Annotated in this window: 5 protein-coding genes and 1 pseudogene; all 6 read right to left on the reverse strand. The window is 65.8% G+C overall.

What is annotated here, in order from left to right:
* Positions 1–37 precede the first annotated feature (37 nt).
* Complete coding sequence (gene addA, locus AC1RZR_RS03400; RefSeq protein ID WP_481827641.1) at positions 38–3,556, reverse strand: double-strand break repair helicase AddA; 3,519 nt, start codon at positions 3,554–3,556, stop codon at positions 38–40.
* A complete protein-coding gene (addB, locus tag AC1RZR_RS03405; protein WP_481827642.1) occupies positions 3,553–6,687 on the reverse strand; it encodes a double-strand break repair protein AddB in 3,135 nt (1,044 codons plus the stop codon). The genes addA and addB overlap by 4 nt, the downstream gene beginning before the upstream one ends.
* Positions 6,684–7,412, reverse strand: a complete 729-nt coding sequence (locus tag AC1RZR_RS03410) for a nucleotidyltransferase family protein (protein ID WP_481827643.1) — start codon at positions 7,410–7,412, stop codon at positions 6,684–6,686. Before AC1RZR_RS03410 ends, addB begins: the two co-directional genes overlap by 4 nt.
* 5 nt (positions 7,413–7,417) lie before the next feature.
* Positions 7,418–8,920, reverse strand: a complete 1,503-nt coding sequence (gene tsaE, locus AC1RZR_RS03415; protein ID WP_481827644.1) for a tRNA (adenosine(37)-N6)-threonylcarbamoyltransferase complex ATPase subunit type 1 TsaE — start codon at positions 8,918–8,920, stop codon at positions 7,418–7,420.
* Positions 8,921–8,928: 8 nt separating this feature from the next.
* Positions 8,929–11,484, reverse strand: coding sequence for a sensor histidine kinase (locus tag AC1RZR_RS03420; protein ID WP_481827645.1), 2,556 nt, complete (start codon positions 11,482–11,484; stop codon positions 8,929–8,931).
* A 198-nt stretch (positions 11,485–11,682) separates the two neighbouring features.
* A pseudogene (ahcY, locus tag AC1RZR_RS03425) lies at positions 11,683–13,085 on the reverse strand (adenosylhomocysteinase).
* Positions 13,086–13,261: the final 176 nt, after the last annotated feature.

The raw sequence follows: 13,261 nt of genomic DNA on the forward strand, positions 1-13,261 counted from the left end.
TGGTGGTGATCGCGCCCTTCTTCAAGCAGGTGTTGTGTCACGCTCCTGTGAGTCGAGCAAGGGCGTCATCCATGGTGTTGGCCGGCAGTTCGATCAGCCGCGGTGCTTCGGTGAACAGCAGGGCCGCCTGGACCGCGCGCCCGGGATAAAGCGGCTGCAGCAGGGCGCGATAGAGCGCGAGCTGCAGGACATAGGCCGGCGGGACCTCGGCCAGAGAGCCGGGCGCCGGCCGGTTGGTCTTGTAGTCGACGATCGAAACCGCGTCCGGCGTCACCGCCAACCGGTCGATCTTGCCGGAAATCGAGCGCTTTTTGCCCTTGACCTCCAGGCTGCCCATGATGGCGACCTCGGCACGCGACGATGTCGCGAACAGCCGACCGAAGCGCGGATCGGCGAGGATGAGGGTGACCGACGCAAAGGCCTTTTTACGCTCTGACGCGGGCCAGTCTGCACCCGTTCGGGCGAGATACCGTTCCGCGGCGCCCTCGCGTTCGTCCTCGGCAATGCCGGGCAGCATCTGCAGCAGTTTGTGCAGGGCGAGCCCACGCAGCACGGCAAAGCCCGGCTCGGCATCGGCGTCCAATACCGGCGAAGCCTTGTCGACCACCGCTTCCTTGCCTTCGTCGATGAGCGCCGAAGCGCCGGATGGCGACAGCGGACGCGGCAAATCCTCGAAAGGCGGCAAGGGCCGGAACAGGGTCGCCGGCAAAGGCCCGAAAGTGTGCGCCTGCCGTGCCTGCTCGCCGGAGACCGAAGCGACGGGCGGCAGCTTGGTGACGTGAAAACGATGCACGGGGTCGCCGCCGGCGGGATGCGGCCGCTCCTCGCTCTCGGGAGCGCCAATCAGCGCGCGGCTGACGATTGAATGCCAGGTGCCGGCGTTCGGCGCCCGCTTGCCGTGATAGCCGCAGACGACCAGCCGGTCCTCGGCCCGGGTCATGCCGACGTAGAGCAGACGGCGGTATTCGTCGTCGGCGAGTTCCCGTGCCCGCACCGCCGCTGCCTTCGAAAAGCCGTTGGCGACATCGCTGGCCGAGCGCCAGAGATAGCCCTTGCCGTCCCAGTATGTGCCCGAACCGTCGAACGGCATCAGCCTTGGCAGATGCTGGTCGCTGAACGGGGCGGAGCCGCCATCGACCAGGAACACGACCGGCGCTTCCAGGCCCTTGGCCGCATGCACGGTCATGACGCGGACCTCGTCGCGGGTCTGGTCCATCTCGCGCTTGATCTCGGGGCCGGCGTTTTCGAGCGTCGACAGGAAGGCTTCCAGCCCTGGCAGGCCGGTTCGTTCCTCGGCAAGGCAGAAACTCAGGAACTCGTCGAGAATATCGCCGGCTTCAGGCCCGAGCCGCGCGATCATCTTCCGGCGCACGCCATCGCGCGCCAGCAGGCCGGCATAGAACTCGAACACCGGCTTGAAGGCGGATTCGTTCGTCCAGATGTCGAGCTGGGCGACAATCGCCGCCAAATCCTCGCTTTCGCCGGCGCGGGCGCGCAGAGACGCAATCAATGAAAGGCCGGACGGCCTCTCCGCGGCGAGCGCGAAAAGCGTCTCCTCCGGCAGATCGAAGATCGGGCTGCGCAGGACAGCGGCGAGCGACAGATCGTCCTGCGGCTGGATGAGGAGATGGCCGAGTGCGATCAGGTCCTTGACCGCGATGTGGCCGGGCAGGCTCAGCCGGTCGGCGCCGGCGACCGGAATGTCGCGGCGTTTGAGCGCCCGGGTCAACGCGTGGACGAAGCGGTCGCGCTTGCGCACCAGCACCAACACGTCGCCCGGCCGCAGCCGCTTGCCGCGGCCCTCGATGATCTCACCATTGCCGATCCAGCCGGCAATGGTGGCCGCGACATTCTCGGCAACGCGCACCGCCGGCGCATGGGCATGGTCGATGGCCTGGGTCCAGTCGTCGGGCTCGTCGAGGACGTCGGCACCAACCGATGGCCAGACCTCGACATAGCCCGGCGCGTCGGTGCGAATCGCCTGGTGACGCAGCGGATCGGGATCATGGCTGATGCCGCGCCGCACGATGGGATCGGCGAAGACGCGGTCAACCGCGGTCAGAACGTCGTCGGTCGAGCGAAACGACCAGGTCAGCTTGAGGTCGGCGAAGGATGCCTCGGCGTTGCGCACCCGTCCCGCAAACAACAGCCGGCTGTCGGCGAAGGAGTCTGGGGCGGCACCCTGAAAGGAATAGATCGACTGCTTCTCGTCACCGACGGCAAAGACCGTGCGATGGACCCTGTCGCGGGCGCCGAAGCCGGCAAAGAATTCTTCCGCCAGCCGCTTCACCACCTCCCATTGATCGGGGCTGGTGTCCTGCGCCTCATCGAGCAGGATGTGGTCGATGCCCTGGTCGAGCTTGTATTGCACCCAGGGGCCGGCATCGGGGCGCGCCAGAAGATTGACCGTGCGGGTGATCAGGTCGTTGAAGTCGAGAAAGCCGCGGCTGCGCTTCAACACCTCGTAGCGGGCGATCAGCCAGTCGGCGATGGTCAGCGCGGCGCGTGTGCCTTCCAGCATCCGGAACAGGGCCAGCCTGTCGACGCTTTCGACGATGGCCTTGGCAGTCGAAAGGTAGCGCTCCGCCAGATCCGGCAACCGGTCGACCAGCGCCTTCTTGAACGCCTTGGCCGGATCGTAGGCATCGCCATCGGTCTTGAGGAAGGCCCTCGCAAGCAGTTGCAGACGGCGAACCGGGTCGCTTTCGGCGAAAGCCAGACGCGCATAGGGCAGGATGTTGTTCAGCACTGCCCTGGCGTCGGTGGCATCCGCGGCTTGGGCAAAGCCGGCAAAATAGTCGGGCAGGAAGCCCGGCAACGGCCAGATTGATGCCGCTATGCCTTCGGCTGTCTGGCCGGGGCGGAAGTGGAATTCATCGAACAGCGCCTGGAAACGCGTGCCGTCGCGCCCGATCGTGTCGATGAAATTGCGCAAGCCGTCGCGCTTGCGCACGATCTCGCCCAGCAAGGCGTCGAGCCCGGCTTCACCGCCACGATCGAGAATGGTGGCAAAGGCCTCGGCCAGATCCATGTCGCCGGCGGCCGTGCCGGAAATCATATCGCGGCGTGCGGCGGCAAACAGCGACGCTTCCATCGGCGGATCGAGCATCTCGAAATGGGCGGGGATGTTGGCCTCCAGCGGGAATTGGTGGAGCACCGATTCGCAGAAGGCGTGGATGGTCTGGATCTTCAGCCCGCCGGGCGTTTCCAGCGCCTCGGCGAACAGCCGCCGCGCCCGGCGCATGGTCCCAAGATCGGGCCGACGCCCTTCCAGCGCCTCGACCTTCGACGCCAGATCCGTATCACCCAGCGTCGTCCACTCCGACAGTGTCGAAAAGACCCGGTTCGACATGTTGGCGGCGGCGGCACGCGTATAGGTCAGGCACAGGATCTTCGACGGATCGGTGCCGCGCAGCAGCAGCCGGATGACGCGCTGGGCCAGCACATGGGTCTTGCCGGAGCCGGCATTGGCCGACACCCATGCGGAATTCCCGGGGTCGGCGGCGCGGGCCTGGCTGCTCGCGGTGTCGCTGGGGATGGGATAGGCTTTCTTCACGCCTCCCCTCCCTCGTCACCGGCGTCGCCGCCGGCCGACCATTCGAGCACGCGGGCGAGATGGTCGTAGTCGCCATCGGTCTCGCCTTCACGAAATGGCAGCGCGCGCGACAGATAGCCGGTCGCCGGGTCGGCATAGTGGATCAGAAGCTTTTCCAGCCTCGCCCAGGCGTCTTCGGCAAGATCGGTCGCGGTCTTCGGCTGGCGGTTGTGTTCGAGGATGGATTCCTCGAACACTTCGCCATTCGGCTTCAGCCGCACGAAGGCCAGTTGCGAGGGTTCGCGCACGCCCAGATCCTTGAAGGCGCCGCGCCTGAGCAGCGCGCCTTCCAACGCCAGTTGCGGCGCAAGCAGCGTGTGCGCCTGCGCCTTGGACGGCGAAGAGCCTGTCTTGTAGTCGAGTATGTCGGCCATGCCGCCGGCCAACAGGTCGACCCGGTCGGCGTAACCGGACAGTGTCACCCCGGACTGGCCGACGACGGTCTTGCCGGCGCGCTCCTCGGCATGACGCCGCATCACTGCGTCAGCGCGCGTGCGCTCCCACTCGATGATGTTGGCGGCGAGTTTTTCGAAACGCGGCCACCACACGGCCTCGACATCGGCCGGAAGTGCTGCTTCGGCAAAACAGGCGCGGCCGGCCGCGATGAGGCCGGCGAGCGCGTCGGGTGCGCGCGGATCGGCGACGCGCGCCGAGAACAGGTGCAGGATGGCGTGAAACAGCGTGCCGCGCTCGGCAGCGCCGGGGTCGCGGATGACGGGATCGAGTGGCATCAGGCCGAGGATTTTTCGTGCATAGACGGCGTAGGGATCACGGCGCAGGGTCTCGATCTCGGTGACCGAGAAATGGCTTGGGCGCACCGACAAAGGCGGCTTCGGCTGCGGCCGTGGCGCGAAATCCCGCTTCGGGCCGGTATCGAGCGCGCGTGCCCAGGCGAGCAGCTCGTCGCCGCGTCGGCGCAGCTCCGCCGCCTGGTCGTTGCCGATGAAGGTGAGCAGGCGCTGCAGCCAGCGCGACGGCACGGCCGGTGCGTCGCCGGCACGCGCCGAGCGGGCCAGCACCACCTTCTTCGCGCCGATCGCCATCTGGAAGTCGTGCGCGGCAAGGCCGATGCGCCGTTCGGGCGGTTCGAGATCGATGCCGGTCTTCATCAGCCGCGACATGAAGCGGTCGCTCTCGGGCTTGCGCGGCCATACGCCCTCGTTGAGCCCGCCGATGACCAGCGTTTCGACATCCTGCAAGCGCGCTTCCAGGGCGCCCCAGATGGCGATGTTCCTGTCGGTGCCTTGTGCAGGCTTGACCGTTTCAGGCGCGATCAGCGCCGCCAGCACGTCGGGCCACTCGTCTGCGATGAAGGACAGCGGTGCAGACGCCGCGACCAGCCCACGCAGCAATTCGGCAAGCTTTTCGCCGGCGTCACCCGCATAGAGCGCGCCAAGGCCGCCATCGGCGGCGCGGCCGAGATCTTCGAGCGCTTCAACGCTTGCCTTGACCAGCGCGGCAAGGTTGGCGTCCGCGTGGCCGCGAAACGCCGCGAGCGGTGCCAGCGCCTGTGCGAGACGCTCGAGCAAATTCCTCGCGCCTTCGATGGAGCGCACGGTCAGCCGGGAAAACCAGAAGGGCCGCCGGCTGTCGCTGCCGAGGCCGGTGAGGCGGGTTTCGAACAGTTCCGGCAGCGAAACGATATCGGGGCGGCCGGTGCCGCCGCGCAGCGCCACCAGTTCGACCAGCTCCGCCGCATGGCGCACATCAGCGCGTTCCAGGCCGAGGCCGAGCAGCGGATGCTTGAGCAGCGACAGCAGGCCAACCGGATCGCCTGGGCGGAACACCGCCTCGAGCGCCAGCCTGATCAGGCTGGCCGCCGGGGTGTTGGCGAGCGGCGTGCCACCGGAATCGTCGGCGACGACGCCGAAGCGCTTGAGCTCGACCGAAACGCGCCGCGCGAGCGCACGATCGCCGGTGACCAGAGCCGCCCTCTGACCCGGCTCTTCGATCGCGCGCCTGAGCGCGACGGCGATGGCCACGGCTTCATCGCGTTCGCTGGCCGCTTCGAGCAGGGTCACGCCGGCGAAGGCTCCGGCGATATCGGGCACTGAGAATCCGGCGCGTGTTTCGGCCCATAGCTCTGTGGTTTCAGCCGGCCGCAGGGCTTCGCCGACGAGGGCGGCACGAAGCGCCAGTTGAGGCTCGGCCGCGCCGATCTCCTCGACATCGCCGCGCAACACGCCGATCTTGCCGATCAGCCTGGCGAGACCGTATTGCGGGTGGCCGAGCACGGCCGGACGTGCGCCGGGCGCGGCGATTGCCTGGAAGGACGCTTCGTCCAGCGTCCGGTCGAGACCGGGCAGCACGATGGCGCCGCCGGGCAAGCGGGCGATCGCGGCAAGCAGTTCGGCCGTGGCGGGTATCGAGCCTGTGGACCCGGCAGCAATGACCGGCCTGGCGGGCGGACTGCGTTGCAGCCGCGCGGCCTCGGCGCGGATCAGGGCGCTGCGATGCGCGGCCGGGTTGGAGCGATCGCGCTCCGCAAGGAATTTCGGCCAGGCGTCGGTGACGATGCCGAGGAATTCGAGCGTCACCTGCCACCATCCGGCGAGGTTGCCGGTCACCAAATCGGTAAGCTTGGCCCAGTCCGTGCCTTCGGTCTCGATTTCATCCATCAGCCGGGCGAGATCGCGCGCCAGCCAGATCGCGTCGGCGGTAGAGGCCGGGATGACGATCTCCTCGGCGAAGAGTGCCGCGACATGCGCCGGCAACTGGCGCTTCCAGGCGCGCACCAGTGGCGCCAGCAACAACAGGCGTTCGGTTGCCGCGATCGGCGGAGCAAGGTCGATTGCCGCCGACGCCTCGGTCTCGAATGCGGCTTCATCCTCGTCGAATTCGCCCAGTGGCCGGATGACCGGCAGGATCGCCGAACCGCCGCCGCCACGTGCCGCGAGGCTGTCGACGAAGACACCCCGCAAGGCGCGCGCGGCACGGCGCGTCGGCACATAGATGGTGACATCGGCCAGAGCGAGCGGGTCGCCATCGAACCGAAACCCCGGAACGAGACGGCCGGCAAGCAGCGCCTCGGCAAGCGTCGGCAGAAACGGCGCTCCGGAGGGAATTGAGAAAACGCGGCTCGAGCCGCTCATTGCGACTCGGTTAACGCGTCGGCGACCACCGCTTCCGCGAGCGGAATGGCATCGGGCGTGCCGACGGTGATCCAATGGCCATGCATCGGCATGCCGAACAGGCGGCCGGCGGCTATGGCCGTGTCGAAATAGGCATTGATCGAGTGCGGCCCGGCCGGTGCATTCTCGAACAGGCGCGGATGGACGATCGCCGCCCCGGCATAGATCAGGCCCGCCGGATCGCCCTTCGACCGCCGCAGGGCGCCGTCCGGCGCCACCAGGAAATCGGTGCTGCCGCAGTGTCCGGTCGCCTGATGGAGATCCGCCAGCATCAGCAGAATATCCATTTTCGCCGCGTCCCACGCAAGGGCAAGGCGGCCGAGATTGAGGGGACCCTGGTCGATCCAGAAGGTGTCGGCGTTGAGGATGTAGAAGGGCCGCCCGCCCAGCTCCGGCAACGCCTTGACGATGCCACCGGCGGAATCGAGCAGTTTTTCGCTCTCGTCGGAAATGATGATCCGTGGCGCGTCGCGCGCGGCGACATGGGCAATGATCTGTTCGGGAAAATAATGGACGTTGACTACGGCCTTGCCGACACCGGCGGCGGCCAGGCTGTCGAGGCCCCAGTCGAGCAACGTCCTGCCGGCGATCTTGACCAGCGGCTTGGGAATGGTGTCGGTGATCGGCCGCATGCGCTTGCCAAGCCCGGCGGCGAGCACGATCGCAGTGTCCGGTCTTGCTTTCACAGTGCTCACTCCTCCAGCAAACCGTTGGCGTTGTAGAACTCCCGCAGGCTGGCCAGCGCTGGATGAGACAGCGCCCGGCGCAGATAGTCGCGAATGCGCGGCAGGTGCTTCAGATAATAGGGCTTGCCGTCGCGCTTTTCGAGGCGGACGAAGATACCGAGGATCTTGGAGTTTCTCTGCGCCGCCATGATTGCGTAGGATTCCAGAAAACTTGCTTCGTCGAAAGTGCCGGCCGCGTGGCGCGCCGCGACATAGGCGTCGAGCGTCTCTCGCTCGATCTCGGGCGATATCGTCACACGCGCGTCCATGGCGAGCGAGGCGACATCATAGGCGGACGGCCCGATCAGTGCGTCCTGGATATCGACGATGCCCAGCCGATCATGCCTGGCGCGGTCGCCACGCCAGATGATGTTGGGCGAATGAAAATCGCGCAGCATCAGCGTGTATTCGCGGCCCTTCAGCCGGTCGAGGAGCGCGTTCCATTCCCTGTCAAAGCCAATCCGCAAGGCTTCGCTTGCCGGCTTTCCGGTAATCATCGGCACATACCAGTCGACCAAAAGACTGGCCTCGATCATCATGGCATCGCGGTCGAAGGGTGGCACGTCGTGGAAAACGCCGGGCGCTGCCTCAATCCGCTCCGGCCATGCCTTGCCATGCATCATGGCCAACAGCTCGGCCGCGGCCGCGTAGCGTTTGGCCACCGGCAGGCCATCGCTGTCGAGAAAGGTCTCTGAACCCAGATGCTCGGTGAGCAGGAAACCTTGTTCGAGGTCCTTGGCGTGGATCACGGGCACGCTGACACCTTGAGCCAGCAAGGCGCGGTCGATAGCGACGAAAGCCGTAACAGATTGCGCCAAGTGGGCGATCTCGGCATAGGGCCTGCCGTCGCGGACCGGCGGGCCGAGCACCAGCCGCGGCGAATTCATCAGCACACGCGGCTCCGCGCCCTCAAGCGAGACGACCTCGTAGGAGCGGGCCGAGGCATCGCCGATGAAATGGCGCCGCCTTGCTTCGCCCCAGCCGGCACTTTCGAGAAAGGCGCGCATCGCCAGCGAGCGCGCCGCGCGATCGAAGACGGCGCCCTCGCCCGACAGCCGGGCCAGCCGGCCCTCGCCATGCTGGACCAGTTCGATCAAAACCGAGGTTTTCGGCAGATAGCTTTCCGCCCGTTCCGGCCATTCGACCAGGGCTGCGCCTTGCGCCAGGGCTTCCTCGAAACCCAGCTCATCGATTTCAGTCGCCGAGGACAGGCGGTAGAGATCGAAATGATGGACCGGGACGCGGGTGTCGTAACTTTGCACCAGCGTGAAGGTCGGGCTCGGAACGTCGAGACCGGCATCGCCGGCCAAGGCCCGGATCAACGCCCGCGCCAAGGTCGACTTGCCGGCGCCGAGGTCGCCCTTGAGCGCCAGGACGTCGCCTGGACGCAGCGACAACGCCAGATCCTCGCCCAGCCGCGCTGTCTGTGTCTCGTCGGCGAGTAAACGCTCCAGCACCAATCCGATCATCGAGCGCGCTACTCGGCCGCGGCGCGGATGCCCGGCATGTCGGGGAAGGTGCAGATAACGGTCGTGCCCTTGTCCTTGCCGGTTTCGATGCGAACGCTGCCGCCATGGAGCTCGACAAAGCTCTTGACGATTGACAGGCCGAGACCGGCGCCGCGCCGGCGGCCGCCATTGGCGCGCGGCTCAAAACGCCGGAACACCGAATCGAGCAGGTCCGGCGGCATGCCGGGGCCGTCGTCATGAACAGAGAATTCCACCCCGTCCGCCAGACGGCGGCAAGTGAGCCGGATGGTGCTGGCTTCCGGCGCGTAGTTGGCGGCGTTGCTGAGCAGATTGTAGAGGATCTGGCGGACGCGGATCTCGTCGCCATGGAATGTCTTCGGCGCCGCGGCGGCGTCGACCGCAAGCCTGATCGAATGCTCCTCCAGCCGGTCGGCCACCAGTTCGGCCGCGGCCGCAATGGTACGACCAACCTGCACCTCGGAAATGTCGAGCTGCATGATGCCGGCGTCCACCGTCGCCAGGTCGAGGATGTCATTGACGATGGTGAGCAGGACCGAGGAGGACGAGCTGACATGCTCGACATACTCGCGCTGCTTCTGCGTCAGCGGGCCGGTCGCCGGCAGCGACAGCAGTTCGGTGAAGCCAATGATGTTGGTCAGCGGCGAGCGCAATTCGTAGGAGACGTGCTGGACGAATTCGTTCTTGAGCTGATCGGATTTTTGCAGCGCCTCGTTCTTGTCCTTCAGCGCCCGCTCGACGTTGACGCTGTCGGTGACGTCGACGAAGGTCATCATCACCTGCCCGTTGGGCAACGGGATCATGGCGTAGCTCAGCACATTGCCGTTGTTGAGTTCGGTCTGGCCGTGGCGGTCTCGGCGTTCGTCGTCGAACCCGGTGATGGCGGCTACGAAGCCCGGCCAGGGACTGTTCGCCGCCTGCCCATCGCAAAGGTCGCGGATCGCGGAAACGTGCACATTGGGCTTGGCCGCTTCGCCGCTCAAGCCCCAGAGCTTGGCAAAAGCAGGGTTCGACAGCCGAAGCCTGCCATCGGGGCCGAACACCGCCACGCCTTCGGCAAGATTGTCGAGTGTCTCGCCCTGCACCCGCACCGCTGTCTGGTAGCGGCTTTCGAGGTCCATCTTCTCGGTCAGGTTCTCGAACACCCAGGTGACGCCGCCCTTGGGCTGCGGGTTGGCGACGACGCGTATGGTCTTGCCGTCCGGCAGATGCCACCAATGTTCCTGCGATTCGACGGCGCGGTAGGCGCCGAGCAGGCCTTCCTTCCAGCGGCGCCATTCCGGCTGCTCGGCGATCTTGCCCGAGCTGCGCAGCCGGTCGAGCAGCAGGGCATTGTCGGGAGCGCTGTGCAGGAAACCGCTGTCGAGACCCCATAATTTCTGGAAAGCCTGGTTGAAGAACCGCAACTTCTCGTCGGTGTCGAAAATGGCGACCGCCGTATTGAGCTGATCGAGCGTGTCTGCGTGGCTCCTGACGGTTCGTTCGTACTCGCCGCGGACGGTCTCGATGGCGCTGGTGTCGCAGGCAAGGCCGGCCGAGCCATCCGCGCCGGCGAAATCGGTGACCGCGAACACACGGCGGTCGCCTTCGATCACGGTGGAAAGCGACTGCTCGAAGACCGGATGCGTCTTGTGCTGGGCGGCAATCGCATCGCGTGCCTGGCCGCCGAGGAACTCCTTTGCCTCCCGAACCGCGGCTTCGGCATTTTCGGCTTCGACCGCATCGGCATAGGCCTGGTTGACCCACTTCAGCCGCCCATCCTCGCTGCGAAGCCATGTCGGCATGTTCAGCGCGTCGAGCAGGCCGATCATCGTGTCATGATCGGCCGCCAGCCGCTGGTTCTCGATCTTCAACCTTGCCTGGCTGCGCTGCGTCTCCGAGAGCGAGACGAAACGCACGAGCACATGTGCGGCGCTCTTGCGGCCGTGCACTTCGAGCGGCGCGCCGGCCTGCGATTCGATGACGAGGTCGAAGTGTTTTGCCTTTTCGCGCAATCCCGCGACGGCATGTTCGAGCGCCGCAGCCGAACGCGGCATCAGCCAACGACCGAAAGCGAGGAAAGCGGCCCGGTCCTCGGGAGCGCCGCTTTCGACGGGCAATGTGCCGATGAGTTCGGGCTTCTTGTTTTCCGCGGCCCAGACAACCACGCGCTGGTCGCGCAGATTGAGCAGCGCCTCCGAGCGGCGCAGGGTCGCGTTGATGTCGGCGAGGCGGCTCCTGAGTTCGACATTTTCCGCCGAGGTGCGGGCTCTTTCACGGATGAGAACGATGGCCGACAGAAGTGCGGCGCCGGTCACGCCGACAAACACCGCAAGCTGCATGACCTCGATCGTGCTGATCGACAACCCGGCCGTGGTCACGCCAGCGGCTTCGGCATGCGCGACCGCATTGGCCAAGGGACCGGTAAACGCGGACGTAGCAAGGAACAGCCCCGCGCGGGCGCGCAATGACAGGCCTCCGCCTTGCAGGGCGGAGCCAGTGACCCCCGAATCGTCTTGGCCGCCGGAAACGGCCCGTCCCGCTCTGTGCGGGTGTTGCCCCGGCATGTCTTGGTCCTCTCCGCCGCCTGAATGCAAGACCGCCCTGATGCGTGCCTCTCTGATCCCCTCTCGGGCCGGAAGCGCCGCGAATCACCTGACAATAAACCCTCGCCGAATCGCCGTGAAGGCGATGGCGCGCAAAAATAAAGCCGGGCGAAAAGTCAATCGCCCGGCATCAATATCTGGTAGTAATTTTAGCTTTGGTTAATAGCGGTAGTGTTCCGGCTTGAAAGGCCCCTGCTGGGTCACGCCAATATAAGCGGCCTGTTCGCCCGATAGTTCGGTCAGACGGGCGCCAAGCTTGTCGAGATGCAGGCGCGCGACCTTTTCATCGAGATGCTTGGGCAGCACATAGACCTGGTTCTCGTACTGGCCGGGCTCTTGGTGTACAGCTCGATCTGGGCCAGCACCTGGTTGGTGAAGGAGGCCGACATGACGAAGCTCGGGTGGCCGGTTGCGTTGCCGAGATTGAGCAGCCGGCCTTCCGACAGGAGGATCATCCGCTTGCCATCCGGGAAGGTGATCATGTCGACCTGCGGCTTGACGTTGGTCCATTTCAGATTGCGCAGCGAGGCCACCTGGATCTCGTTGTCGAAGTGACCGATGTTGCCGACGATCACCATGTCCTTCATCGAGCGCATGTGGTCGAGGGTGACGACATCCTTGTTGCCGGTGGTGGTGATGACGATGTCGGCGGTGGGCGCCGCATCTTCCAGGGTGACGACTTCAAAACCGTCCATCGCCGCCTGCAGGGCGCAGATCGGATCGACCTCGGTGACCTTGACGCGGGCGCCGGCGCCCTTGAGCGAGGCCGACGAGCCCTTGCCGACGTCGCCATAGCCGCAGACGACCGCTACCTTGCCGGCCATCATGGTGTCGGTGCCACGACGGATGCCGTCGACCAGCGATTCCTTGCAGCCATATTTGTTGTCGAACTTCGACTTGGTGACCGAGTCGTTGACGTTGATGGCGGGGAAGGGCAGCAGGCCCTTCTTCTGCAGCTGGTAAAGCCGGTTGACGCCGGTGGTCGTCTCTTCGGTGACGCCGCGGATCGCCGCCTTCTGCTTGGCGAAGAAGCCGGGCGAGGCCTTCAGGCGCTTCTTGACCTGGGCGTAGAAGTATTCCTCCTCCTCGCTCTGCGGGTTGGACAGCACGTCCTCGCCGGCCTCGGCGCGGGCGCCGATCAGGATGTACATGGTGGCGTCGCCGCCATCATCGAGGATCATGTTGGAGGTGCCGCCGTCGGCCCACTGGAAGATCTTGTCGGTGTAGTCCCAGTACTCCTCGAGCGACTCGCCCTTGACGGCGAACACCGGGATACCGGACTCGGCGATGGCCGCGGCCGCATGGTCCTGGGTCGAGAAGATGTTGCAGGAAGCCCAGCGGATGTCGGCGCCGAGCGCCTTCAGCGTCTCGATCAGCACCGCCGTCTGGATGGTCATGTGCAGCGAGCCGGTGATGCGCGCGCCCTTCAGCGGCTTCTTGTCGCCGAATTCCTCGCGGCTGGCCATCAGGCCCGGCATTTCGGTTTCGGCGATCTCGATTTCCTTGCGGCCCCAGCCGGCAAGCGAGATGTCGGCGACCACATAGTCCTTGCTACCCGTCATGGCAGTGCTCCGATGCGAATGGTTGTGCTGCGAATTGGTTGCGGATGCGCCCACGCCGGTCGGCGCGTCGAAGGGCGCGAATTGCCGGCCTGACTAGCAGATCGCCGCTTGGACGACAATGGGATATAAAGAAATCTTTATCCCTGCATGTCCATCGGACATGCTTTGGCGATGTA

Source organism: Mesorhizobium bavaricum (assembly GCF_056781655.1).

Bases quoted from the DNA above. Each gene is read 5' to 3' on its own strand.
- addB (WP_481827642.1), bottom strand. From the start codon at position 6,687: ATGAGCGGCTCGAGCCGCGTTTTCTCAATTCCCTCCGGAGCGCCGTTT.
- tsaE (WP_481827644.1), bottom strand. From the start codon at position 8,920: ATGATCGGATTGGTGCTGGAGCGTTTACTCGCCGACGAGACACAGACA.
- AC1RZR_RS03420 (WP_481827645.1), bottom strand. From the start codon at position 11,484: ATGCCGGGGCAACACCCGCACAGAGCGGGACGGGCCGTTTCCGGCGGC.